The organism is Pseudomonas sp. GNP012 (assembly GCF_054343835.1).
The window spans coordinates 1,771,032-1,797,689 of record NZ_JBTGUU010000001.1 but is presented as its reverse complement, the minus strand read 5'-3'; the positions used below and the strand labels follow the sequence as shown (position 1 = coordinate 1,797,689).

The following is a 26,658-nucleotide window of genomic DNA, read 5'->3' as shown; positions in this document are numbered from 1 at the left end:
ATCGAAGTTCACACGCAGGCTTTGTTGCGTGACTTACACAGCCTAGTGACTTATGGCGCAAGTGCATCATGCCTTCACTGTTTAACCCGACTTGCCAGAGCGGTCGACTTTTTCAACGGTCTCGACCTTTTCGACTTTTTCGACTTTTTCTGGCCGATCAACCTTGTCTACTTTCTCAACCTTTTCTGGCCGATCGACTTTCTCGACTTTCTCCGGACGTTCAACTTTTTCGACTTTCTCTACCTTCTCTACCCTCTCCACTCTCTCGACTTTGCCGGATTGCTCGACCTTCTCGACACGCTCCGACTTGCCGGACTTGTCCACGTCCACGCGTTCGATCCTGTCGCCAGCGCCATGACTGTCATTGCCCCCGTGGCGAGTATCGTCGACGACGCTGCCACCGCTCTCGGAACGGCCGCTCCTGTCACTGCCCGAGTTCCCCGAATCCCGCGAGTTGCCGGAACTGTTGGAGCCGCTCGAGTCGCCGGCGCTGTTGAAATCGTCCGAGCTGCCCGAATTGCCCGAGCCGCTTGGGTCGTCCGTGTTTTGCTCGCTGTTTCGAATCCGCCCGTGCTGGTTGCCGGCTGGCGAATCGGAGCGCTCGCGGGGCAATTCGATACGCGTGGCCTGTACCTCCCGTGCGCCGCTGAACACGCCGGTGACCCGCACGCGTCGATCCAGCGTCAGCTGCGAAGACTGCACACCGACAAACACGGTGTCGCGCGCCATCGTCACTTTAAAGCCGCCCACCACCAGGCGACTGTCCTGCCGGCCCTGTACCAGGCCCTCGATCACCGCATTATGTGCACGGCCAATGAAAGGCAGGCTCGGGTCGGGGCGACTTTGGCTCACCTCCAGCTCGCGTCCCGACCACTGGCCGCGCACCAGCATTTCCTGCGCCGGTCCCGGATGGTTGCCGAGTTTGAGGCCCTGCAGATAACCGCTGCGATCGATCGGGCCGATGGCGCTGGCCTCCTTGAGGCCGGGCGCACGGTCGATGCGGCTGGCCACCACTTCACCCCGGGCATCGCGCAGCCCGCTGACCCGTACGGGATCACCCGCACGCAGGCCGGGAGCGACTTGAGCACCGTTGGCCAGGCGTACCGGCTGGCCCATGACACGCATGGGCAGGGAGTCTCTGGGCAGGGCTGTCAAAGGGCCTTCATAGACATGCAGGATAGCAATGCGCCCGGCCTCCAGACCGCGCCGGGAATTGAACGCTTCCACGGCAACCACCTGGCCAACTGCCAGACGGGTGCTGGTGGCGGCAATGCCGTTCTCGCTGACAGGGACGTTTTTGTTGAAGTGCACTTCCATGCCATTGACGCAGATCGAGGCGAACCCGGTGATGGTGCCGACAATGCCGGTGCCGCCGATCCCGCCGGGGCGCTTGTTCAGCGGTGCGCCGGTACCGCCCACCCCGCCGTTGTCAGTGCTGATGCCAGTACCGCCCATGCCGCCAGGCGCCGCGCCCGTACCGCCGGTGCCACCCGGCGCCTGGATGAGCGGCACTTCACTGCTGCCCGCGTCATTCTGGCTGACACAGGCCGGCGCGGCTTGCAACACAATCGCAAACCCGAGGCCCAAAGCGAGGGCGGCGGCTCGAATCAGGCGCAAATGGATGGTCATGGCTTGGGAGCCGTCGGTGAGTTGGGGTCACAAGCCTCAGTGTAGAAGTACAGGCCGACCGTGATGCGCTGGCGCGGTTCGAGGCTGGGCAGGTCGCGAAATTCCAGCTCGGCGGCGAGTCGGTTGAAGCTCAACAGGGCCTGCATTCCCTCGCTGGCAACGGCCTCGCGCAGCGCCTCGACGCTCATCGGGGCCAGTGCGTCATAGTGGACGCTACGTTCAAAAAAGGCCGGGGCTTCGCCGCTCAAGTTGTGTACCGCAGCGCAGGCATGATCGTGCAGGTTATGCCCCAGGTAAGCCGCTTTCTCATCGAAGCCCTTTTGCGGCACGAAGGCCTGGGCTTCGAGGTGCACACGCTCCTGTTCGTCAAGGCGCACGACGCCCAAGCGCAGCCATTCGTCCAGTACCACCCGCGCCCGGATGTCCGTGCTGACCTTCGCCACCAGAGCATCAAAGGAACGGTCGCCGCCGACACTGGCCAAGCGAGGCAGCGGCAATGGCTGGCCGGCGTCGTTGCAATAGGGGGCACTGGTCCAGGCGTTGACCAGTTGCGCACCGAAGGTGATGTTTTCCGGAAGCGTGGAAGTGGCGGGGTCGCCGCTGTTGCGCAAACGCCGTACGTCCTTGCGATGCACGCCGGTGAGCAGGCTGATGCGGCTGTCGGTCGGTGCCTTGTCGTCCAGACGGAACTCACGGTCCGCCACATCGACGAAAACCTCCTTGAGCAGGTCGGCGAAAACCAGGTACGTGACGCCTTTGCGCAGCATCAGGCGTACCAGCGGCCGCATGACATGGCGCAGGGCTTTGAGGAGCGAGGTGGGCAAGGTAGACGATTGCATTCAGCGCATTCCTGGACAGTTAACCCCAGTATAGCTACGTGGGAAATATTCCCATGAATGCAGGCAGTATCTTTTGCGTGCTCCCTTGCAGAACCGGTTCCCCGGGTTTTGCATGGGGCATCAGGCCGCTTCAGGTCCGGCTGTCGTCGCCGCCGACGTGGACACCATGATCGTCCCCCGCTTCTGCATGGATACCCACTGCGACCTGTGGCGGGGGAGCAAGCTCCCTCACCACAGGTTCAGGGTCTCGGCTTAGTCTCGGCTCTCGGCATCCGCGATCAGTCGTGATGTTTGTGTTTATGTTTGTTCTTGTGTTTATTCTTTTGCTTGTAGCCGGAATCGTGATGATCGTCGTCATCGGCCATATTGTTGCCGATCGCACCACCTGCTGCGCCGCCCAGACCCGCACCGATCAGGCCGCCGGTGGAACCACCGACACTGTTGCCGATGACCTGGCCACCCGCTGCACCGAGACCTCCGCCAATAGCCGACTCGGTCTTCTTGCCACTCTTGGCGGTCATCGCGCCCCCGGCCGCGCCACCGACGCCGGCTCCGATCGCAGCGCCGGTGCTACCTCCAACAGCCTGACCGACCACGCTGCCAAGGGCGCCGCCGACACCGCCACCGATAGCCGTATTGGTGGCTTCGCCAGCGAGGGAGTACTGCGATACAAGAAGGCTTAATGCCACGACAGTGAATGACTTACGCATCAGACAGACCTTTAGGAATACACAAAAGACGGAAGTCTGTTGGTACGAAACAGTCCGGTCAACAGATATTCGGCCGGGCATGGGATTGGATCAGCCAATCGGTGGGTAGCAGAACCGCCTATCGATCAACTCCCCTGTCCCGGGGCTCAAGCGGCGCCATCAGGATCACTTGAAATCCTGATGTCAAAGGACTCGACTCCGGAAACCAATAAACCCCGCCAATACCGCGCAGCGCTATGCCCTTCAGTCCGCGACACCCTGGCGTCGCTTGCGGAATTCGGCGACCTTATGCCGGTTTCCGCACAGCGCCATGCTGCACCAGCGTCGTTTGTGGGATTTGGTGCGGTCGTAAAACATCAATGAACATTCGGCGCTTTCGCATTTGCGTACCAGGCTGAAATCGCCTTCGGCCATTAACTGCGCAGCAGCGTAAGCGAGCCTGCCCAGACGCTGGTGGCCGGCATCGCCCTGGTGCAAGCGATCCAGCACCGGCGCGCCCGCCTCCTCCCACACCAGTTGCGGCACGACCCGCAGCAGAAAGGCATTGAGCGCTGCCGGATCCGCCACGCGATTCTCTCGACGGGCAGCGAGCAGGCTCTCGATGCAGTCGCGCAGCTTGCGCAATCGGGCAAGCAACTGCCCGTCACCCTCCGCCACTTCCGACGCCAGACCGAAACCGATCTGCTCCAGCCAGCGCGCCGCGTCGGCATCGCTGTTGAGCAGGTCGCGCCGCTGGCCTTCGACCACCATTCGGGTGTTCAGCAGATCCAGCGCCGGATGGTCGGCCAGCACCAGCGGTACGGGCAAGCCAGGCGTGGTCACAGCGTCAGTCATGGAAATCTCCCGGAAATCAATACCCGGATTGTAACCCATAAAAATGATTTGACCAGTTACGAAGTCCGTGCAAAATGAAAACAGGTAACCAGCAAAAACAAATTTAACAAGTTACATTGGAGATCCGTCATGACCACGCTCCCGCACACCACCACTGCCTGCAAATTCGTCGAAGCCGACGGCATTCGGGTTTTCTACCGCGAGGCCGGTGCTGCCGACGCTCCCGTACTCTTGCTGCTGCACGGTTTTCCCAGTTCATCGCACCAGTTCCGGGGCCTGATCCCGCTGCTCGCACACAAATACCGCCTGATTGCGCCGGATCTGCCCGGTTTCGGTTTCACCGAGGTGCCCGCCGAACGCAACTACGTCTACACCTTCGATGCCATCGGCGAGACGATCCGCCAGTTCGTCGATGTGCTGGGCCTCAAGCGTTACGGGATGTACTTCTTCGACTATGGGGCGCCGGTCGGCCTGCGCCTGGCGCTGGCGTACCCGGAGCGGGTCAGCGCGATCGTTTCGCAGAACGGCAATGCCTATCTCGAAGGCCTGGGGGATGCCTGGGCGCCGATCCGCCGGTATTGGGACGAGCCGTCGCCCGCCAATCGCCAGGTGATCCACGATGCCATCCTGCACCTGGAAGGCACGCGCTGGCAGTATGTGGAAGGCGTGAGCAACCCCGATCTCATTGCACCCGAGGGTTATCATCTGGACGCGCTATTGCTGGAACGGCCCGGCAACAAGGACATCCAGCTCGACCTGTTTTATGACTATCGGAACAACCTGAAGCTGTACCCGGCGTTCCAGCAATTCTTGCGCGATGCCCAGGTGCCGACGCTGGCGATCTGGGGCAAGGGCGACCCGTTTTTCATTCCGCCAGGTGCCGAGGCCTACAAGCGTGACAACCCCGATGCGGTGGTCGAGATGCTCGATACCGGCCACTTCGCGCTGGAGACCCACGCCGTGCAGATTGCTCAGCGGATAGTCGAGGTGGTGGGCAGCCATCTCGACTGAGATGGTGCACAGACTAGGACTTTCTCGTTCCCGGGTTCTGCCAGAACGATGGATCGGCGCTCTTGAGCCGCTCGACTGCGTTATTGATGTGATTGAGTGCCGCATGCCGCGCGCCTTCGGGGTCGCGCGCGGCAATGGCCGAGTACACCGCGAAGTGTTCGGCCCGCACGGTCTTGGCCAGATCCCGGCGGCGCTCTTCGTTGGAGCGCGTGATGCGGATCGCCTCTTTGATGAATTGCGCGATGAACTCGTGCAATGACGGGTACAGCGGATTGCCGGTAGCCCTGGAAATGGAGTGATGGAACCCCAGGTCTTCCTCTACCCCATCGCGTCCCGCCTGCTCGGCTGCATCGATGGCCTTCAGCGCCTGGTGGATGGCTTCAAGCTGAGCAGGTGAATGCCGCTGGGCCGCCAGTGCCGCCGCCTCGCCTTCGATGCCGCGGCGTAATTCAGTGACCCTCAATACCGCCTCGATCGAGCCGCCGACATCGAGGTCGATCGTGAACGCCTTGATGTGCGCACCTTCGCTGACCACGGTACCGCTGCCCTGGCGAACCTCCACCAGACCGGCTGACTTCAGGCGCGAGATTGCCTCGCGGATAACTGTCCGGCTAACGCCGAACCGTTCCGAGAGGACGGGCTCGGTGGGCAGGCGATCGCCCGGCAGTGCTTCGCCGCTGGCGATATAGGCCTTGAGGGCCGCCGTCACCTGATCGGACAGCGTGCCCTTGGCGGCGTCCTTCAGGACACCCAGCGCATCGGCGCTACAGGAAGATTTATCAGGAATGGGCATAGGCATCTCTGGGCTCAAATCGGTGAACGGTACTGCATTTTAGACCCGCCGTCCTCTTTCGATTTAGTCGTTGAGTTCGTATGACGTATTATGATAAAAAACGCCACATCATGTAATCCGACAAAAACAAAGTCACCCACTACAACAATAAGGATGGGGGAAACACATGACTGAATCAGTGATTCAAACCGGTGCCGCCGTGCCCGCCGATCGCTTCGAGGATCTGGCGTATCGCAAAGTGGCGTGGCGTATCCTGCCGCTGCTGTTGCTGTGTTACCTGGTCGCCTATCTGGACCGGGTGAACGTCGGTTTCGCCAAACTGCAGATGTCCGACGATCTGCAATTTTCCGAAGCCGTCTACGGCCTTGGCGCAGGGATTTTCTTCATTGCCTACTTCCTCGTGGAGATTCCCAGCAACCTGATCCTGCATCGCGTCGGCGCGCGGTTGTGGATCGCACGCATCATGATCACCTGGGGAATCATCTCCTCGGCCATGGCACTGGTGAGTACGCCAATGTCCTTCTACATCATGCGCTTCCTGCTGGGGATCGCCGAAGCCGGGTTCTACCCGGGGGTCATCCTCTATCTGTCCTACTGGTTCCCGACCCATCGCCGCGGCAAGATGTACGCCCTGTTCGCCACCGCCGTGCCGCTGTCCGGCCTGATCGGCGCGCCGTTGTCCGGCTGGATCATGAGCGCCTTCAACGGTGACCACGGGTTTGCCGGCTGGCAATGGCTGTTCTTTCTCGAAGGACTGCCCTCGATCGCCGTCGGCATCCTGGTGATTTTCTGCCTCAGCGACCGCATCTCCAGTGCCGGCTGGCTCACCCGGGAAGAGAAAACCCTGCTGCAGACGCGCATCGACGCGGAATCCGCCGGCCACCAGAAACACAGCCTCAAAGAGGTGTTCCTGCAGCCGCGCATCTGGCTGCTGACGGCCATCTACTTCTGCATGATCGCCGGTTTCTACACCGTCGGTTTCTGGTTGCCGACTCTTATCCGCCAGGCCGGCGTCAGCGATGTCCTGCAAGTCGGCATGCTCACCGCCATCCCTTACGCCGCGGCGGCAATGACCATGATCCTGGTCTCGCGTAGCGCCGACCGGCTGCGCGAGCGGCGTTGGCACCTGGCGCTGACCGCCGTACTCGGCGGTATCGGCCTGTTCATCTCCGCGACCTGGAGCGACAACTTCACGGTTTCCATGATCGGCCTGACCCTGGGCTCGATGGGGGCCATGAGCACCCTGCCCTTGTTCTGGAGCCTGCCGACTGCCTTCCTCGGCGGCACGGCAGCGGCAGCCGGCATTGCCCTGATCAACTCCTGGGGCAACCTGGCGGGCTTCGTCTCGCCGTACCTGATGGGGTTCCTCAAAGACGCCACCCACAGCACCACGATCGGCATGTATGTGATGGCAAGTGCATTGTTCCTCGGCGCCCTGCTGGTCTTCAGAATTCCCGGAAAACTCGTCAACCGCTGACGTTTGGAGTAACTCATGAATATTCTCGTGACCGGTGCGGCAGGCTTCCTCGGCCGCCGCCTGATCGAAGCGCTGTTGCTGCGTGGCTCGCTCACCGACCGTACCGGCCAGTCCCGGCCCATCGGGCAAATCGTCGCCTTCGACATGGTCGAACTCACGGGGATCGATGATCCCCGGGTGAAAGTGGTGTGTGGCGATATCGCCAACCCTGACGTGCTGGACCGCCTGATCGATGCCAACACCGACAGCATCTTCCATCTGGCTGCGGTGGTTTCCAGCCAGGCCGAAGGCGACTTCGAACTGGGCATGCGCATCAACTTCACCGCCACCCAGAACATGCTCGAACGCGTTCGCCGGCTCGGTACCTGCCCGAAATGGGTGATGACCAGCTCGGTCGCGGTGTTCGGCGGGCAGTTGCCGGAACGCGTGCGCGATGATCAGGTCTGGGCGCCGCAGAGTTCCTATGGCACGCAAAAGGCCATGAACGACCTGTTGCTCGCCGACTACAGCCGGCGCGCCTTCGTCGATGGCCGCAGCCTGCGCATGCCGACCATCGTGGTGCGTCCGGGCAAGCCCAACCTCGCCGCGTCCAGCTTCGCCAGCGGCATCATCCGCGAACCGCTCAACGGCCAACCCAGCGTCTGTCCGGTACCGCTCGATACCCGGCTCTGGCTGATGTCGCCCGCACAGGCGATTGCCAACCTGATTCATGGTCATGAATTGTCCGGCGAGCAATTGACCCAGGGTCGGGTGATCAACATGCCGGGCCTGTCGATCACCGTCGAACGCATGATCGACGCCTTGCGCCAGACGGCCGGTGCAGAAGTGGCCGGGCGCATCCGCATGGAACGCAATCCGGCGATCGAGCGCATCGTCGGCTCCTGGCCAGGCGCCTTTTGCGCCACCTACTCCCGGGACCTGGGCTTCACCGCGGACGAGGATTTCACCGATGTGATCGAGCAGTTCATCAACGAGTACCTGCCCGGCCAAACCCGATTGAGGAGTTGAACATGTTGAATGCCCCTGCCCGGCCGCTGCTGGGCTGCATCGCCGACGACTTCACCGGTGCCACCGATCTTGCCAACATGCTGGTGCGCGGCGGCATGCGCACCGTGCAAAGCATCGGCATACCCGCCGGCGATACCGCCGGCCAACTCGACGCCGACGCTATCGTCATCGCCCTGAAGTCGAGGACCGTGCCGGCCACCGATGCCGTGAAGGAATCGCTCGAAGCGTTGCGCTGGCTGCGCGAGCGTGGCTGCGAACAGATTTTCTTCAAATACTGCTCGACCTTCGACTCGACCCCGGCCGGCAATATCGGCCAGGTCAGCGACGCCTTGCTCGAGGCACTGGACTGTGATTTCACCCTCGCCTGTCCGGCCTTCCCGGAAAACGGTCGCACGGTCTTTCGCGGGCATTTGTTCGTACAGGATCAATTGCTCAGTGAGTCGGGCATGCAGCATCACCCGCTGACACCGATGACGGACGCGAACCTGGTTCGCGTGCTGCAAGCGCAGACCCGGAGCAAGGTTGGCCTGTTGCGCCATGACAGTGTGTCCGGGGGCGTCGAGAGCGTTCGAGCGCGCATCGCACAGCTTCGCGCCGAAGGGGTACGCATGGCCGTCGCCGATGCCTTGTCCGATGCCGATCTCCATGTGCTGGGCGAAGCCTGCGCCGACCTGGCGCTGCTCACCGGCGGTTCCGGGCTGGCGCTGGGCTTACCGGACAACTTTCGACGCGCCGGCCGGTTGCGCGACCTGGACGCCGCACAACGGCCTGCGGTCGAAGGCGGTGAAGTGGTGCTCGCGGGCAGCGCTTCGCAGGCCACCAATGGTCAGGTAGCGACCTGGCTGCAGGCAGGTCGCCCGGCCTTTCGTGTCGACCCCCTGGCCCTGGCGGCGGGACAACCGGTCATCGAGGAGGCATTGGCCTTCGCTGCTGACCATGGGCAAACAGTGCTGATCTACGCCACCAGTACCCCGGATGAGGTCAAGGCGGTACAACGTGAGTTAGGAGCCGAGCGCGCCGGGCATCTGGTCGAGCAAGCGATGGGCCGGATCGCCGGCAGGCTGCGCGAGGCAGGTGTCCGGCGCTTCGTGGTCGCCGGTGGGGAAACGTCGGGAGCCGTGGTCCAGGCGCTGAACATCCAGTTGTTGCAGATCGGCGCACAAATCGCCCCGGGTGTGCCCGCTTGCGTCAGCACGCCCGGAGAACCGCTGGCCCTGGCGCTCAAGTCGGGCAATTTCGGCGGCGCGGATTTCTTCGACAAGGCCCTCAAGCAACTGGCAGGAGTACTGGCATGAGTAACGAAAACGCTCTGCGCGAAGAGATCTGTGAAGTCGGCGCTTCGTTGTATGCCCGTGGCTACACGGTGGGCAGCGCCGGCAACATCAGCGCCCGGCTGGAGGACGGCTGGCTGATCACGCCCACGGACGCGTGCCTGGGGCGCCTCGACCCGACCGCGATTGCCAAGGTCAGCCTGGCGGGTGAATGGGTCAGCGGCGACAAACCGTCAAAGACCCTCGCCCTGCACCGCCAGGTCTACGATCGCAACCCGGGGGTTGGAGGCATGGTACACACCCACTCGACCCACCTGGTGGCATTGACGTTGGCCGGTGTCTGGCACGAGGATGACATCCTGCCGCCGCTGACGCCCTATCAGGTGATGAAGGTCGGGCACATCCCGCTGATCGCCTATGAACGTCCGGGTTCACCGAAGGTGGCCGAACGTGTGGCGCAACTGGCCAACCGCGTGCGCGGCGTGATGCTTGAACGCCTGGGCCCGGTGATCTGGGAAAGCTCGGTGTCCAAAGCCAGCTATGCCCTGGAAGAACTGGAAGAAACGGCACGCCTGTGGCTGATGAGCAATCCGAGACCGGCTCCGCTGCACCAGGCGGCGCTGGATGAATTGCACGAAGCCTTTGGTGTGCAGTGGTAACCCACAGATTGATTTTTTGACCGCAGGAGTCTTCATGCCTCGTTTCGCTGCCAACCTCAGCATGCTCTACCCCGAACATGACTTTCTCGACCGTTTCGCCGCCGCCGCAGCCGATGGTTTTCAGGCAGTGGAGTACATGTCCCCCTACGACTACAGCCCACAGCAATTGAAACAGCGGCTCGACGACAATGGCCTGGTCCAGGCCCTGTTCAACGCACCGCCTGGCAATATCGCGGCTGGCGAAAAAGGCACCGTGTCCTTGCCGGGCCGTGAGTCGGAGTTCCGCGCCGGTTTCGACCAGGCCCTGGAATACGCCGCAGTACTGGGCAACGACCGCATCCATGTCATGGCCGGGCTGCTGGCCAACGAAGCGGATCGCGCCAGGCACCAGCAAACCTACCTGGAAAACCTCAGCCACGCAGCGACACAAGCCGCCAAGGCTGGCATCACTGTATTACTGGAGCCGATCAACACCCGCGACATGCCGGGGTTTTTCCTCAACCACCAACATCAGGCTCAGGCTATCTGCAAAGCGGTCGGCCAGGCCAACCTCAAGGTCCAGTTCGACGTCTACCATTGCCAGATCGTCGAGGGCGACGTGGCGACGAAGCTGCGACGGGATATCGCCGGCATCGGCCATATCCAGATCGCGGGCGTGCCGGATCGCCAGGAGCCGGACATGAACAACGAGCTGAACTATCCCTACCTGTTCGAGCTGATCGATCAACTGGGGTACAGCGGTTGGGTGGGTTGCGAGTACCGGCCACGCGGCGACACCTCCAAAGGCTTGCAATGGCTGCGCGATTGGCAGGGTCGGTCAACTCAAGGCCAGGAATAGGCATACGACGCCAACGTTTAGCGAGCACTTCCACGGCGACGGTCATGCCGTCGCTTTGCGGCCAAAAGCGGCATCCCGGATCGCTCACTGATCACACAGCCCCGCCGCGTTTGACATGGCCTATGTTCGCTAGCGAACAGACTTCGCCGCGATGAATCCTCCACACTCGTCGGTGGAATGCAGCGCCCGGCGGCGCAATGCCCCGCACACCTGGCCTGGCGTAGAACCGCCTTCATTCCACAAGCGACCTGCCCTGCGCGGGTCGTACGAAGGAATTCATGCAAAATATCCTGACTCGCACGCTGTCCAGCCTTTGGCGCTCACCGGCCATCTGGCTCAGGTGGAGTGCAGCACGGCACAAGTTCGAGTACGAGCCCATTCTGCGTGCCGACCTGTTCAATGCCCAGCAGATGGCAGACCACGGCATCGTGCTGGCACGCCAGCATTTGCTCGGGCGCCTTTCAAAAAAGGATGCCTTGCTTGGCCGCCTGACTGACAACCAACTGCTTCTGGAACGTAGCTGCGCAGCGCTCAAGACCGTTCAACTGTCCACCCGACGCCCAACCCCTGCGGCGGAATGGCTGCTGGACAACTTCTACCTGATCGAAGAAAACATCCGTACCGCCAGGACCCACCTGCCCGACGGCTATAGCCGCGAGCTGCCACGCCTGGCCGAAGGCCCTTCGGCAGGCCTGCCGCGGGTCTACGACATCGCCCTGGAAACCATCGCGCACGGCGATGGCCGGGTCGACGCGCCAAGCCTGAACTGTTTCATCGCCTCTTATCAGACCATCACGCCGCTGACCCTGGGCGAGCTATGGGCGATCCCGATCATGCTGCGCCTGGCGCTGATCGAGAACTTGCGGCGCGTGGCATCCCGGGTCATGGCCAACAGGGATGACCGTAACCTCGCCGATGACTGGGCCGATCGATTGATCGAAATGGCCGAGCGCGACGCCAAGAGCGTGGTATTGACCGTTGCCGACATGGCGCGATCGGCGCCGCCGATGACGCCACCCTTCGTTGCGGAACTGGCGCGCCGACTGCACGGACAAAGCGCCGCGCTGATATTGCCCATGGCGTGGATAGAACAAACGCTCGGTGAGTCCGGCCTTACGGTCGAACGCCTGGTGCAGATGGATGCCCAGCAGCAATCCGGTGATCAGGTGTCCATCAGCAACAGCATCGCCAGCTTGCGCTTGCTGGCAGCGACCGACTGGCGCGAGTTCGTCGAGCTGCTCAGCCATGTCGAACAGGTATTGCGCACGGACCCGGCAGGCGTCTACGCGAACATGGACTTTGCCACCCGTGATCGTTACCGCCATGTGGTCGAACGCCTTGCCCGGCATTGCGTGCACTCCGAAACCAGGGTGGCACAAGCCACCATTGAACTGGCCGCGAGCACACAACCCACGGCCGGTGTAACCGGGCATGTGGGCTATTACCTGGTGGCTGACGGGTTGCTCAGCCTGGAGCAGGCGCTGCACGCCAGCATGCCGCTGCACGAGCGATGGAAGCGACTGCTGCAGAGCGCGCCGTTGAAGTTCTACCTGTACCCTGCCCTGCTGCTGACACTGCTGCTGGCCTGGCCATTTCTCGGCAGTGCCTATCACAGCGGCACGCCATTGTGGAGCCTGGTCCTGCTTGCCGTGCCCGCGTTATTGATGACCAGCCGCCTGGCGATCGGGCTGGTCAACTGGCTGGTGACGCTTACGGTAGTCCCGTCGCTGTTGCCGCGCCTGGATTACAGCAAGGGCATACCAGCCGAGGCGCGAACGCTGGTGGCGGTGCCGACGATGTTTGCCAACGCCGGCGACATCGAGGCCCTGGCGGAAGGCCTGGAAGTGCGATTCCTCGCCAATCGCGATGCCAACCTGCATTTTGCGCTGCTCAGTGACTTCATGGACGCCCCTGCCGAGGTGATGCCCGAGGATGCCGAATTGCTCGCCCTGGCGCGCCAACTGATCGAGGCGCTCAACCACAAGTATGCCGATGGCCAGGTCGACCGGTTCTTCCTGCTGCACAGGCCCCGGCACTGGAACGCGACCGAGCGGGTATGGATGGGGCATGAACGCAAGCGCGGCAAGCTCGCCGAGCTCAACGCGTTGCTGCGAGGTAAAGGACAGCAGCGCTTTGCATTGATCGTCGGTGATGTCGCGCCACTGGAATCGGTGCGTTTCGTCATCACCCTGGACACCGATACCTTGCTGCCCCGGGATGTCGCGCGCCAGTGCATCGGTGCGATGATGCACCCGCTGAACCATCCGGTATTCAATGAACAAAGCGGCAAGATCGTCAGCGGTTACGCCATCCTCCAGCCACGCGTGGGGATCAGCCTGCCCAGCACGGCACGCTCGACCTACGCCCGCCTGTTTGGCAGCGATGCCGGTGTCGATCCTTATACCCGTGCCGTCTCCGATGTTTATCAAGACCTGTTCCAGAACGGTTCCTTCATCGGCAAGGGCATCTATGCCGTCGACGCCTTCGAACAGGCACTCGAGGGCTGCCTGCCCGACAACCGCATTCTCAGCCACGACCTGATCGAAGGCTGCTATGCCCGCTGCGGGCTGCTCAGCGATGTACAGCTGTATGAAGAATACCCGTCTCGCTACAGCGCCGATGCCAAGCGCCGACACCGCTGGATTCGCGGGGACTGGCAAGTGCTGTACTGGGCCTTGCCGTGGGCACCGAAACCCCAGGGAGGATTTGCGCCCAACCTTCTTTGCAACCTTGCCCGCTGGAAGATTTTTGACAATCTGCGCCGCAGCCTGGAGCCAGGCGCCTTCCTGGTCATGCTGACATGGGGCTGGCTGGGTTCGAGCGAGGCCGTCTCCTGGACATTGGCGGTGGTCATCCTGGTATTTCTCCAACCCTTGCTGCAGTCGGTACTGGCGCTGGTACAGAAAGCTGCCGATATTCCATTGGGGCAACACCTGAGTGCGGCATTACGGACCTCGGGCCAGCATTTCATGCGCGCGCTGTTGTCGATTGTCTGGTTGCCGTCCGATGCGTTGTTGAGCTTCGATGCGATTGCCCGCTCACTGTGGCGCATGCTGATCAGCAAGCGCCGCCTGCTGCAATGGCAACCGTCTCGTGAGGTCGAGCGCTCCAGTGGCAACGATCTGTCCGGCATGTATAAAAGCATGTGGATTGCCCCTGCGCTGGCGCTGACTCTATTCGCGGCCCTGCTCCCCACTCTTCATGTACTCGCACTGGCGGCACCCTTGCTGCTGGTGTGGCTGGCAAGTCCGGCGATTGCCTGGTGGATCAGCCTGCCGACAACCCCGGCGGGGTTTGACCCGTCAGTGCAAGAGCTGCGCTTCCTGCGCATGCTGTCACGCCGGACCTGGGCGTTCTTCGATCGGTACGTGGGGCCTGAGGACAACTGGTTGCCGCCGGACAACGTCCAGGAGATACCCAAGCCAACCATTGCCCATCGCACCTCACCGACCAACATGGGCATGGCCTTGCTCTCGCACCTGGCGGCCCACGATTTCGGTTACCTGAGTACCGGGCGCCTGCTTGAACGCGTCACTGCCACGCTTGAGTGCATGGCCGGTCTTGAGCGACACCATGGGCACTTCTACAACTGGTACGACACCCAGTCACTCCTGCCGCTGGCGCCTCGGTATGTATCCACCGTGGACAGCGGCAACCTGGCGGGTCTGCTGCTCACCCTGCGGCCTGGGCTGCTGGGATTGATTGACACGCCCCTGTTCGATCAACGCACCCTCAGCGGTCTGGGCGACACCCTCGATGTGCTGCAGCAGGCCTTACAAGACGGGAACCTCGATGACCGCGCCGTGCTTGAACTGCGCGCGAAGGTGGCGTCGGCGATTGTCCAGGCCCCCCCGGACAACCTCCTGCAAGTACTCGATCTGGCGGATGCCTTGGCAATCGACACCGCTGCTGAAGAAGTACACTACTGGCTGCAGGCATTGCAGGCGCAGTGTGCGGATCTGCGGGCAGAACGACTGCGCTTCGAGCTGCCATTGGCACCCGCCCGGGCACCAGCACCAGCACCAGCACTCAGCCTGCGGCAAATGGCCGAGCTCGATTGCACGCTGTGGCAGCCTGCCGATCAGGCGCAAGTGCAGGCGGTACAACGCCTGGCGCGCGCACGAATCAGCCACCTTGAGCGTCTGGTCGAACTGTCCGCGTCACTGGCGAGCATGGACTTCACCTTCCTCTACGATGCTCAACGTGACCTGTTCTCGATAGGCTACAACGCCGACGAGCGCAGGCTGGACAACGGTTATTACGACCTGCTCGCGTCAGAGGTTCGCCTGACCAATTTCGTGGTCATCGCCCAGGGCCAGCTGCCGCAACAGGCCTGGTTCACCCTCGGACGCTTGCTCAGCAACAATCGGGGGGTACCGGTACTGCTTTCCTGGTCCGGATCGATGTTCGAGTACCTGATGCCCAACCTGGTCATGCCCAGCTATGAAGGTACGCTGCTGGAGCAGACTTGCCGCGCGGCCGTGGCCTTGCAGATCGAGCATGGCAACCTGTTGGGCATCCCCTGGGGCGTGTCCGAGTCGGGTTACAGCACCCTGGACGCCCACTTCAATTATCAGTATCGGGCGTTCGGTGTTCCAGGCCTTGGCCTCAAGCGCGGACTGGCCGACGATACCGTGATTGCGCCGTACGCCAGCGCCCTGGCGCTGATGGTCGAGCCGCAAGCGGCCTGCCGCAACCTGCAACGCCTGGCGGCCCAAGGGTCGGCCGGCCGCTACGGGCTGTACGAAGCGGTCGACTACACCGAGACACGCCTGCCACGCGGCCAGCGCTATGCGGTCGTGCGCTCGTTCATGGCACACCATCAGGGCATGAGCCTGCTGGCCTTGACCAGCCTGCTGCTGGACCGGCCCATGCAGCGACGCTTCGAGTCGATCCCGGCCTTCCAGGCGACCATCCTGTTACTGCAGGAACGCGTCCCCAAAACCGCCGCACCTTACCTGCATGCAACCCTGGCACCTGCCACAGATGAAAACGGACGCGCGCAGGAAACCAGGCTGCGAGTGTTCGCCGATCCCGGGCGCAAGCGCCCCGCCGTCCAGCTACTGTCCAACGGCCGTTACCACGTCATGCTCAGCAGTGCCGGCGGCGGTTACAGCCGCTGCAACGACATCGCCGTGACCCGCTGGCATGAAGACGCGACCTGCGACAACTGGGGCATGTTCTGCTACCTGCGCGATGTCAGCAGCGGCGTGTTCTGGTCCTCCGCCCACCAGCCGACCCGGCACAAGCCAGAAAGCCATGAAGCGATTTTCAGCGATGCCCGGGCCGAGTTTCGTGTTCGCGAGCTCGACTTCGATACCCACACCGAGATCGTCGTGTCCCCCGAAGACGATATCGAGCTGCGCAGGCTGCACATCACCAACCGCAGTCGCGTGCGCCGTAGCGTGGAGCTCACCACCTACGCCGAGGTGGTCCTGGCCCCGGCAATCAGTGATGCCATGCACCCGGCCTTCAGCAACCTGTTCGTGCAGACCGAATTGTTGCCGGCGCTGCAGGCCATCGTCTGCACCCGCAGGCGGCGCTCCAGTGAGGAAGCCGTCCCCTGGATGTGCCACCTGCTGGCCGCCCATGGCGTGGACATCGACGCCATTTCCTACGAGACCGATCGAGCGCGTTTCATCGGCCGCGGACGCAGCGTTGCAGCGCCGGCGGCGCTCGATGGCAATGTCGAGAAGTTGTCCGGCACCGCAGGCTCGGTGCTGGACCCGATCGTGGCCATCCGCTGCCGTATCACCCTGGAACCCGGACAAACGGCGACCATTGACCTGGTGACCGGCATCGCGGACAGCCGTGAGGACTGTCTGTACCTGATCAATAAATACCGCGACCGGCACCTCGCCGACCGCGTCTTCGACCTGGCATGGACCCACAGCCAGGTGTTGCTGCGCCAACTCAATGTCTCGCCGGAAGATGGGCGCCTGTTCGAACAGATGGCCTCTTCGATCCTCTACGCCAATGCCTCGTTGCGCGCGGAAAACAGCGTCCTGATGGCCAACCGACGCAATCAATCGAGCCTCTGGGGCCAGGCGATCTCCGGCGACTTGCCTATCGTTCTGCTGCAGATCGCCACCGTCGACAACATCGAACTCGTGCACCAGATGGTCAAGGCCCACGCCTACTGGCGGCAAAAGGGACTGATGGTGGACCTGGTCATCTGGAACGAAGACCAGGCCGGCTATCGCCAGCAACTCCAGGACTTGATCATGGGGGTGGTGACGTCCGGCAGCGAAGCTTCGCTGATCGATCGTCCCGGGGGCATTTTCGTGCGTCCGGCACAGCAGTTGTCGAACGAGGACCGTACGCTGATCCTGTCGGTGGCGCGCCTGGTGCTGAGTGAAGGCAACGGCAGCATTGCCGAGCAGGTACATCGGCGTCATGCAAGCCCGGCCTACCCGGCATTCGTGCCCACGCTCAAGCGCCAGGCAAAGGCCGCCGCTACCCTGCCCGCCATCGAAGGTTTGCTCCTGGGCAACGCCTATGGCGGCTTCAGTGCCGATGGCAGCGAATATGTCATGACCTTGCAGCCGGGCAGGCCGACGCCGGCGCCATGGGCCAACGTGTTGGCCAACCCGCACTTCGGTACGGTGATATCCGAAAGTGGGGGCGCTTACACCTGGATGGAAAACGCTCACGAATTTCGCCTGAGCCCCTGGCATAACGACCCGCTCACCGACGCCAGCGGCGAGGCGATCTATGTGCGCGATGAAGAAACCGGGCATTTCTGGTCGGTGACGCCACAGCCTTGTCCCGGTACTGGCGCATACCGCACCCGGCACGGCTTCGGCTACAGCGTCTTCGAGCACGATGAAGACGGTATCCACACCGAGTTGTGGGTGTACGTGGCGCTGGATGCTTCGATCAAGTTCTCGCACTTGCAGATTCGCAACCGTTCAGGCCGCGCCCGGCGCCTGTCGACGACCTGCTATGTCGAGTGGGTGCTGGGCGACCTGCGCAGCAAATCGGCGATGCATGTGGTGACGGAAGCCGACCCCAGCAGCGGCGCATTCTTCGCCAGGAACGCCTATTCGATCGAGTTTTGCGAACGGGTGGCGTTCCTCGATACCGACTCCACCGCCACCAGCATCAGCGGTGATCGCACCGAGTTCATCGGCCGCAACGGCAGCCTCAAGGCGCCTGCCGGACTGCAGCAGGCACGCCTGTCGGGCCGTACCGGTGGTGGCCTGGATCCCTGTGCGGCGATTCAGGTGGCCCTCGACCTCGACAACGGAGACGACCAGGACGTGGTCTTCCGCCTCGGTGCCGCCCGGGATACGACCTCAGCCCTGCGCCTGGTTCAACAATACCGAGGCCTGGGGGCGGCCACCGCAGAACTCGAGGCGGTACGCGAGCATTGGCGTTCGCAGCTGGACGTGATTCAGGTCCAGACCCCCGACCCGAGCATCGATGTCATGGTCAATGGCTGGCTGATGTACCAGGTGATCGCTTGTCGCTTCCAGGCTCGCAGCGGTTACTACCAGTCCGGCGGGGCCATCGGCTTTCGCGATCAACTGCAAGACAGCATGGCGATGATCCATGCCGATCCCGCCAGCGTACGTGGCCATTTGTTGCTGTGTGCAGCCCATCAATATGCCGAAGGCGACGTGCAACATTGGTGGCACCCGCCGCTCGATCGGGGGGTGCGCAGTGGCTGTTCGGACGATTATCTGTGGCTGGCGTTGGCGACCAGCCACTATGTCAGCGTCACTGGCGACCTCAGCGTGCTGGCCGAACCCGTGGGTTACCTTGAAGGCCGACCGCTCAATGCCGGGGAAGAGTCTTATTACGACCTGCCGGGCAAATCACACCTCGAAGAAAGCCTCTATCAGCATTGTGTACGCGCCATCGAACACGGCCTGCAGCGTGGCAGCCACGGCCTGCCCTTGATGGGCACGGGCGACTGGAACGACGGAATGAATCGGGTCGGCCATCTGGGCCATGGGGAAAGCGTGTGGCTGGGCTTCTTCAGCTTTGATGTGTTGCAGCAGTTTGCCATCACTGCCCAATTGCATGGCGACCCTGCTTTCGCACAGCGTTGTACCCGGCAGGCCGCCTTGCTGCAGGCCAGTCTGGAAGAGCATGCCTGGGACGGTTCATGGTACCGGCGCGCCTGGTTCGACGACGGTCAGGTCCTGGGCTCGGCCAACAATGACGAATGCCGTATCGACTCGATCTCGCAAAGCTGGTCGGTACTGTCGGGTGCCGCCTCGCCAACGCGGCGCCGCACGGCCATGGCGTCATTCGAGCAGCATCTGATACGGCCCGACACCGGCGCGGTCCTGCTGCTCGATCCGCCCTTCGACACAGGCTCGCTCGAGCCCGGCTATATCAAGGGCTATGTGCCGGGCGTACGGGAAAATGGCGGCCAGTACACCCATGCTGCGGTCTGGGCCGGCATGGCGTTCGCCGAGCTTGGCGACAACGTCAGGGCCTGGCGCTTGCTCAACATGATCAACCCCGCCGGCCATGACGTCGCCAAGCGGCTCGAAACCTACAAGGTCGAGCCCTATGTCATGGCTGCCGACGTCTACGGCACGCCGCCCCATGCAGGCCGTGGGGGGTGGACCTGGTACACCGGGTCGGCCGGCTGGACGTACCGCTTCATCGTCGAGTCATTGCTCGGATTGCAGCGGGTCGGGACTGCATTACATATCGTACCGCTGCTGGCGCAAGGCTGGCCTGGCTACACGCTGCGCTACCGCTATGGGGCGACGCATTACCATATCCATGTACGCCCCGGCACGAGCACTACAGCCTCGATCACGCTGGACGGCGAGCTGCTGGGCAACGACACGCTGGAGTTGCTCGACGACAGCACAGAACATCAGGTCGTGGTGACCTGCCCGGTAAAAGCACAGCAACCCGAAACCCCAGGGTGGGATAGAACCGTCGAAGCCGATCTTGAGCGCTGAGAGACAGCGCTCCTGGCGGGCCTGGATTCAGACTGGATGACTCGGACCCTGGTGGTGCGGCTGCAAGGCCTCGCCCAGTTTGATGTGTACGGGCGGCTGGTTGGCAGCCTGCCCGGGCTTGTCATGCAGGGGGACCGGCGTGCTCTGTGGCTGTTTCGCAGTGGGCTTGCCAGGGCCTTGGCGAAGATTCGGATCAATGTGCTTGCTCATACAACCTCCAACGTTCGGCGCTGCAGAGGCAGCGTCGCTCCCTTGAGCATCGCAGATGGCAGCAACTGCTTCGGTGCGCTGCCCCGCATAGCGCGCTTTGGAGTAACCTGTCCCCCTCAGGGAATTCTCCCTCGAAGGGTGGCTGATATGTTTGCTGTACCCAAGCCACAACAGAACTACCTGCTAGCGGCGCTTCCGGCGCCAGCGCTGGATCGCCTGCTCCCCCACCTCGAACTGGTCGAGCTGCCACTGGGCAAAGTGCTCTATGAGTCCGGCGGCGCCCTGCGGCATGTCTACTTCCCCACCGACTCCATCGTGTCGCTGTTGTATGTGATGGAGAACGGTGCCTCGGCCGAGATTTCGGTGGTCGGCAATGAAGGCCTGATCGGCGTTGCAGTCTTCATGGGCGGCGAAAGCACCCCCAGCCGCGCCGTTGTGCAAAGCGCCGGGCATGCCTACCGGTTACCCGGCCAGCAACTCAAGGACGAGTTCAACCGCCATGAAGAGATGCTGCTGCTGATGCTGCGCTACACCCAGGCCCTGATCACGCAAATGGCCCAGACGGCAGTGTGCAACCGCCACCACTCCATCGACCAGCAGCTGTGCCGCTGGTTGCTGTTGTCGCTCGATCGCTTGCAAGGCAATGAACTGACCATGACCCAGGAGCTGATCGCCAACATGCTGGGTGTACGCCGCGAAGGCGTGACCGACGCCGCGGGCAAGCTCCAGCGCCTGGGTGTCATCGAGTACAGTCGGGGACACATCAAGATCCTGGACAGGGCCCGGCTCGAGGCGCTGAGTTGCGAATGCTACGCCGTGGTCAGAAAGGAAACCGAACGATTGCTGCCCTACTTTCCCTGGGCGACGTGACCCGTGAAGGCCTGTCGGGACGCCCCCCCGGTCAGGCCACGACGACCGCTTTTTGCTCGATTTTTGTCAGGTGTAACGGGGAGGAGTCGGCCAGAAGCGGATCACCCGGCGAAAACTTTCACCTAAAAAAGGACTCCGCAAAAAAACAATCCAAAACTTCTAATACATGCCAGCGCTTACTACGACCAGACTAACTTTTAAATGCTTCGACCGCTTCGCACCAAGGACCATTTTCGAAACGCGGCTTTGTTTGTTTAACCTGCCTTGAATTTAACTTTACTTTTTGTATTAAAAAAACCGAAGCATCTAATACGTCTCTGCGAACCTCAAAATCACAGTTGTTATACACATTTTCCAGAATTACAGTGTATGCATCAGACTCATCCGCCCGAAATGTATACGTAGCATTGCAACTGCGGGGATAAAAATTCACTCCATCGAATGCGCTGCCCAAATACTGAAATGAAATAGTTTGATAGGGCTTCTTCTCTAAAGTCAGGGTGATATTTTTTTGCGTTGAATTGGTAGCAATTGGTTTAATATTGAAACAGTCGTAACTTTCTTCAAAATAAACAGCAGAAAGTTTATCTTTTGATGAGCGATTTATGATATCGATAGTAACCATATCTTTTGTTTTGCTTGTAGTATTACTGGGTGTAGCGCAGCCAGCCAAGCCAAGAAAAAGCGCCACACAGATGTACATGACTCTCATATTCATGACCCACCATTTATCGTAATATTTTTAGAAATCAAGATCAGTTAAAACCAGCCAATGTGTGCTCGTTCATTCTATTGGATAGTGCGGGATGATACTATTTAGCCACTACCCTGTCATCTGTTGTTTTGCTCAGCCGCAGTCGCTTTGGTGATGGATTGGAACAGATATCCATAAAGCCCTTTAAGACAAAGGGTTACACCAATTTTCTATTCCGCTCGTACCAATCCTGTACTACCCAACTCTCTCAACCCACCTTTTCGCCATGGCTAACTGCATCTACATCGGGCAGATAACGGCCAGAAGAGTTTGTATCGCCTCTGATTTCCTCGACACGTGCGGCTGCCTGATTTGGGTCGGGTGCCGTCGGTGGCCATAGGTCTCAGTCAATGACTTCGGGAATCTGATCCGGTAAAACCTGATGGTGCTTTTCCTGCACGGCTCTCACAGTACCTGACAGGCACGGGTCACCCGTAAGAATCACTCCGAGCTGAAGTGTCATGACGTTAAGCCCATTGCTATTCTGGATGCCACTCTGAATCAGCTCAGGTGGATAGCCTTCGGAGTGTCGGCGCAGAGGGTGAATACCGCTGTGTACGAACGAGTTCATGGCGTGATAATTCACATCCTTGAAATTCATTAGCATGCTCGATACCTGCACAGGAGCCCTTTCGACGATCTCATGGAGCATCTGCGAGAACATCGGGAGTTTCTTTGCGCTGTGTTCGGCTTCCAGTGTGAGTGCTGCCGCGAGGCTTTCGACCTGCTGATCCTTAGCCGCATACAGAAGCCAAACGGCTCTTGTAAGGGCTTCATATTGCAAACGCAGCATCGCCAGAGCTGACGTGTAGCATTGAGTTCTTACCAACAGGCGCAGACTAAGAGCATGTTCCAGCGCCATGTCGCAAGCCACCATTGCGACCTCATGCCGTGTGCCGGGGAACGGAGTAACTCCCTTCAAAAGGTGAAGGATCTCTATATGAAGCTCATCAGATCTATTCAGAAAATCTTCCATCACCCCGTCTTTCCTTATGTTTACGTGCAAGTTCATTTGGTCACAGTGAAGGCGTTCATACCTGAGCCTAAGCATGCAGTCGATTGCAGCCTGTCGCGAAGGGGAGGAAACGGCGAGTAGCAGACAGTGAGTACCAGCAGAAATCGATGAAATATGCCACAGCAGACTGGCTGCTATATTCAATGCACCTGTCCGCTCACGTTGCTCACCGACTAAGGAGGTAATGATTGATTTACTCCTCGCTATTCTGAACCTCTTAGGCCTGATTGATTCTGAGGCTGGAACAGATGGCCCATCCACGTGGCCTCGACGTCATCGAAAATTAATCCGAGTGGCGCTCATCATTTGCTCGGCTCCCGTCTGCGCAGGGCTTTTTATTCTCTTTGTCCAATGGCTGAGCGGCCTGAGCCCCGTGGCACAGAGGGTGGTTATAGGAGTGGGCGCAATCCAGCTGATTGGTTTTTTCGTCTTGCTAAATCGCCGGAACAAAGACTAGGCGCTCATTTTTTACACACTCCCGGGCCATCGGTAGCTTGCCTTCAAGAGCGCAAATCCTTCCAAGGCTTGACGGTCCACTTCACTTGGGTCGGTTGCAGCCCTTCGAGACAGGCAGCAATCGGCCAGAATAGTCATTCGGGTGTGTGCGTAGAAAAACCGACAAGGAAATACGAGGATCAAAAATGGAGTTCATCTCAGACATCGTAATCAACCTGTTGGCTCATCGCATCGGCGTTTGCGTGCTGGGCTTGATTACTGGCGGCCGATTTAAAGGGGAAAGCGGTTTTGCCTGGGGCTGCGCCGTTGCCGTAGGCTGCGTGGTACTGTTCGCTCCTTTCGCGGCTTTCATAGCCTGGCTCATCTATACCGATGGCCGGTGAGGTGATGTCCGGTATGGGTAGGTTTCAGCCCATCGCAACAGACCACAATCGGCCAGAAGTGGACATTCAACGCCAAAATCGTGCCCCCATGAGCAAACGGTCCATCCTGCCGCTTCTCGTCGCAATTACTGAACTCAGGTAGCAAAAGATCAGAAACCCGCTATTACGTTAGTAATTGCCCTTCATTCATTGCAGATCGTCACAGGTACGCCCCACGATGCGAAATCCACTTAAGCATTCGCGAGTTCGTTTTGTTTTCTTACTGGGTTTTATCTCATTGGGGCTGACCGCTTGCAGCAGCGACGAGAACTATATTGCATCGACTAAAGAAATCACTCGACCACCTGTCGATGACAGCGACACTTCGTCTGTGCGAGTCACGACCAGTTGGCTAAAACACTCACTTAGCCAAACTGGCTGCCTGGAGCACGCTAGAGCGGCTCTAAAAAAAGCGAGATATTTTGTTGAAGCAGGAGAAAGATCAGTCTATGGGTTGCGTGAAGGTATGACTTTTTCGATTCGCTGCGACTACGAAGGCGTTGCATTTTTTGCAGTTGCTTATCGCCACAGGCCAAGTACTCAAACCCAGGATCGGATCCTGAATGAAATCACCAGGTTATTTTAAGGACTCCAGGCAGGAGGCACGGGGCTCGCCCGCAGCGAGACCAATGCCGGATCTCCTCTCTGAAACAAAGACTTGGTCTTTCCCCTCCCAGGCGGTAGCCGGAATACGCGTTCGAGGGACAAGCCAGAAGACATTTTTCCTGTTTCTTCCCTTACGTCACCCACAGGCAGCAATCGGCCGATTCTGTTGAAAAAGTCGGCCATAGTTTCCACGATAGAAAAGTACGAGCTTGAGATTGAAATCTTTACTTTGAGCAGAGCAATTCCGGGCTCAGATTTCGCGTAGCTGCGCGCAAGCTAATCTGCGATCAGGTGGCTCCTGGAGCACCAAGAGCAAACATCAACGACTACAAGGCCGTTCTCTTGCAAGCGCTACCAGACCTTCCTTATACCGATGTCTTTGTCCCTCGTTACGGGTTGTCATACCGTCCATGGTCTAACTGGGAGGGCGATAAAAACCCAGACTGGTGGCGAAGTTACAACAACGTGAAACATGAGCGAGACACGCACTTTAACGAAGCAACACTCAACAACTCGCTGAATGCTCTTGGTGCCTTGCTCGTACTTACCGTCCACTATTACTCTCGAAAGTTGGCTCCAGAGTATGGACAGGTATTGAGGCCGAAGGACACAACGCGGCAGCTAATACCAGAATCGACGCTGCTTCGTCTTCAGGATGACAACTACTTTTCACACCTCATTGTGTGAACTCTCGGGAGCGGAGCGGTTACTGGGGTCTATTTCAAGTTGGCCAAGGGATACTTCATGAAAAAAGTGTTGATTTTAATGCTCGCGACTCTGATCGCTGGATGCTCTACGTCAGGAACATCCATTTTGATCGGTGAAGGTGGTGCGCTTCCACCCACAGACCCAAGCTCGATCTCATTGCTCTTGGGGCCACCGCAGAAGAAGCACACGGTCGTTGCCCTGGTTGAGGGTGTCGCGGCAACAGACGATTACTTCACGAAAGCAAAGACTGAAGCCGCTGCGATTACGGCCATGAAGGAAGAAGCCGCAAGGATTGGCGCAAACGCCATTGTGCTAACCGGTAAGGGCACTCAGCCTTATGGCCAGGTAACGGTTGGGAACAGTACTGGCTCGGCGTACGGTTCCGCAACGGCTACTGGCTTCAACACCAACTCTTATGCAACAACTGTCAGCTCTGCTATGGGCTGGGAAAAGATTACCTTTAGCGGCACAGCAATCCGATACACGGATGAGTCTGAGTAGACTGCTTTTCGCACTTCGTGCGCAAAACGCACCGGCCTCCGGTTATCAAAGGCGTTAGGGGATTTCATGAGAAAGCTGCTGGCTGTTTTCACAATTGTGCTTTGTGGGTGTTCAGGCTCGAACTCGGACTGGACCGCCTTCGTATACCCCGATGTAGAAAGCATTCCTGGCCCCGACCAAGTCCAGAATTACACCATAGGAAACTACAGTTCCTTTGAGGAATGTCAGGTTGCAGCCATTGATCGCTTGCGAAGAAATGATGCACAAAGCGGGAAGAGCGGTGATTACATGTGTGGCTATGAATGCAGCCACAGAGAAAACCCAGGTGGGTTACTGGTTTGCGAAGCAAAGCGCAAATGATCCTCCCCCTAACAACTCGTTAAAGGCGGACGCGCGCCGCGCCGCCTGCCTGAATGTCTGCAACGGGTTGAAGACGGTCGCTTGTGAGTGGCTGCTTTTGGCCCAGAGTGTGTAAAAACGCTTCGTCAAAATCGAGGTGTGCGTGTCTACGTTCAATCTGAAATTTGTCGGCACGTCAGAGATGTGGATTTCGCGTAGAAGCGCGATTTTCAGTCCGGTTTTGAGTACCTGCCGCGCTCAAAAACGTTTTTACACAGCCTCGGCCGATTTCTGCCCGTCACAAAGGGCTGCAGTCCAACGCAGCCGCTCGCCTAGGTGTACTTTCGGTACTTCCTGAACAGTGAGCCAACGTCGTCATCAGCCTATTCAAATCCCCCCCTGGCTGTTGAGGGAAGCCATTGCTCGCTGCTCTGAAATCGGCATAAGCACAGGATTTGTGTCCTCGACATGGATGTAGACAAACCAGCGATCCGGCGGGCAGTGAAGAATCCTGTGGGCATCGAACAGCCTTTTCCCGACTTTGCCACGGGCCCCTAACATTGTGTGATCCTGTCGGATTTCCACATTTTCAATACCGTGCTGCGCCATGGCTTTGCGAAACGCTTCGTCGATTTGTTTTTTGTTGCTGCGCTGATAGGTCACATGCGTGTGGTACATCACATAGCAAAAAAGTACGCTGAACGTCATCAACATCAGTTCGAGGCTAAACCTGCTCCAGAAAGAATCGCCCATGCCAGATAGTCCTGAGATAGTCCTT

General features: G+C 60.0%; 19 protein-coding genes. 11 read left to right on the top strand and 8 right to left on the bottom strand.

Annotated elements, in window-relative coordinates:
• Positions 1–81: 81 nt before the first annotated feature.
• The 4 genes from ACXX83_RS08085 to ACXX83_RS08070 form a co-directional block, all read right to left on the bottom strand.
• Entirely contained in the window at positions 82–1,629 is a 1,548-nt protein-coding gene (locus ACXX83_RS08085) for a DUF5666 domain-containing protein (RefSeq protein ID WP_458548066.1), read from the bottom strand.
• Positions 1,626–2,468, bottom strand: a complete 843-nt coding sequence (locus ACXX83_RS08080) for a DUF6502 family protein (RefSeq protein WP_217838057.1) — start codon at positions 2,466–2,468, stop codon at positions 1,626–1,628. The genes ACXX83_RS08085 and ACXX83_RS08080 overlap by 4 nt, the downstream gene beginning before the upstream one ends.
• A 278-nt stretch (positions 2,469–2,746) precedes the next feature.
• Entirely contained in the window at positions 2,747–3,178 is a 432-nt protein-coding gene (locus tag ACXX83_RS08075; protein WP_458548065.1) for a glycine zipper domain-containing protein, read from the bottom strand.
• Between the two features lie 243 nt (positions 3,179–3,421).
• The gene (locus ACXX83_RS08070; RefSeq protein ID WP_458548064.1) at positions 3,422–4,012 is read right to left on the bottom strand and encodes a CGNR zinc finger domain-containing protein; all 591 of its coding nucleotides are present in this window, start codon (positions 4,010–4,012) and stop codon (positions 3,422–3,424) included.
• 129 nt (positions 4,013–4,141) lie between these two features.
• Here ACXX83_RS08070 and ACXX83_RS08065 point away from each other — a divergent pair, with 129 nt between their 5' ends.
• Complete coding sequence (locus ACXX83_RS08065; protein ID WP_458548063.1) at positions 4,142–5,023, top strand: alpha/beta fold hydrolase; 882 nt, start codon at positions 4,142–4,144, stop codon at positions 5,021–5,023.
• Positions 5,024–5,036: 13 nt separating this feature from the next.
• Here the strand turns inward: ACXX83_RS08065 and ACXX83_RS08060 are convergent, their stop codons facing one another.
• Complete coding sequence (locus ACXX83_RS08060; RefSeq protein WP_458548062.1) at positions 5,037–5,822, bottom strand: FadR/GntR family transcriptional regulator; 786 nt, start codon at positions 5,820–5,822, stop codon at positions 5,037–5,039.
• A 160-nt stretch (positions 5,823–5,982) separates the two neighbouring features.
• On the opposite strand from ACXX83_RS08060, the gene ACXX83_RS08055 reads away from it, so the two are divergent.
• From ACXX83_RS08055 to ACXX83_RS08025, 7 genes are all read left to right on the top strand, one after another.
• Positions 5,983–7,293 (top strand): MFS transporter, encoded by a 1,311-nt coding sequence (locus ACXX83_RS08055; protein ID WP_116582214.1) that lies wholly within the window; start codon positions 5,983–5,985, stop codon positions 7,291–7,293.
• 15 nt (positions 7,294–7,308) lie between these two features.
• The gene (gene denD, locus ACXX83_RS08050; protein ID WP_458548061.1) at positions 7,309–8,301 is read left to right on the top strand and encodes a D-erythronate dehydrogenase; all 993 of its coding nucleotides are present in this window, start codon (positions 7,309–7,311) and stop codon (positions 8,299–8,301) included.
• 2 nt (positions 8,302–8,303) lie between these two features.
• Positions 8,304–9,596: a 3-oxo-tetronate kinase gene (otnK, locus tag ACXX83_RS08045; protein ID WP_458548060.1), complete on the top strand. Its 1,293-nt coding sequence runs from the start codon at positions 8,304–8,306 to the stop codon at positions 9,594–9,596.
• On the top strand, positions 9,593–10,231 hold the full coding sequence (otnC, locus tag ACXX83_RS08040; protein ID WP_458548059.1) for a 3-oxo-tetronate 4-phosphate decarboxylase: 639 nt from the start codon (positions 9,593–9,595) through the stop codon (positions 10,229–10,231). The genes otnK and otnC overlap by 4 nt, the downstream gene beginning before the upstream one ends.
• A 34-nt stretch (positions 10,232–10,265) precedes the next feature.
• A complete protein-coding gene (otnI, locus tag ACXX83_RS08035; RefSeq protein WP_458372769.1) occupies positions 10,266–11,069 on the top strand; it encodes a 2-oxo-tetronate isomerase in 804 nt (267 codons plus the stop codon).
• A 278-nt stretch (positions 11,070–11,347) separates the two neighbouring features.
• Entirely contained in the window at positions 11,348–19,999 is an 8,652-nt protein-coding gene (locus ACXX83_RS08030; protein ID WP_458548058.1) for a GH36-type glycosyl hydrolase domain-containing protein, read from the top strand.
• Positions 20,000–20,356: 357 nt separating this feature from the next.
• Positions 20,357–21,079 (top strand): Crp/Fnr family transcriptional regulator, encoded by a 723-nt coding sequence (locus tag ACXX83_RS08025; protein ID WP_458548057.1) that lies wholly within the window; start codon positions 20,357–20,359, stop codon positions 21,077–21,079.
• Between the two features lie 190 nt (positions 21,080–21,269).
• Here the strand turns inward: ACXX83_RS08025 and ACXX83_RS08020 are convergent, their stop codons facing one another.
• Both ACXX83_RS08020 and ACXX83_RS08015 read right to left on the bottom strand, forming a co-directional pair.
• A complete protein-coding gene (locus ACXX83_RS08020) occupies positions 21,270–21,797 on the bottom strand; it encodes a hypothetical protein (protein ID WP_458548056.1) in 528 nt (175 codons plus the stop codon).
• 379 nt (positions 21,798–22,176) lie between these two features.
• Entirely contained in the window at positions 22,177–22,809 is a 633-nt protein-coding gene (locus ACXX83_RS08015; RefSeq protein ID WP_458548055.1) for a DUF6988 family protein, read from the bottom strand.
• Positions 22,810–23,489: 680 nt separating this feature from the next.
• Here ACXX83_RS08015 and ACXX83_RS08010 point away from each other — a divergent pair.
• The 3 genes from ACXX83_RS08010 (at position 23,490) to ACXX83_RS08000 (ending at position 25,541) form a co-directional block, all read left to right on the top strand.
• On the top strand, positions 23,490–23,687 hold the full coding sequence (locus ACXX83_RS08010) for a hypothetical protein (RefSeq protein WP_458548054.1): 198 nt from the start codon (positions 23,490–23,492) through the stop codon (positions 23,685–23,687).
• Between the two features lie 217 nt (positions 23,688–23,904).
• Entirely contained in the window at positions 23,905–24,312 is a 408-nt protein-coding gene (locus tag ACXX83_RS08005) for a hypothetical protein (protein ID WP_217838046.1), read from the top strand.
• A gap of 764 nt (positions 24,313–25,076) precedes the next feature.
• The gene (locus ACXX83_RS08000) at positions 25,077–25,541 is read left to right on the top strand and encodes a hypothetical protein (RefSeq protein ID WP_217838045.1); all 465 of its coding nucleotides are present in this window, start codon (positions 25,077–25,079) and stop codon (positions 25,539–25,541) included.
• Between the two features lie 726 nt (positions 25,542–26,267).
• On the opposite strand, the gene ACXX83_RS07995 is transcribed toward ACXX83_RS08000, so the two are convergent.
• Positions 26,268–26,633, bottom strand: coding sequence for a hypothetical protein (locus ACXX83_RS07995; RefSeq protein ID WP_217838044.1), 366 nt, complete (start codon positions 26,631–26,633; stop codon positions 26,268–26,270).
• Between the last annotated feature and the right edge of the window lie 25 nt (positions 26,634–26,658).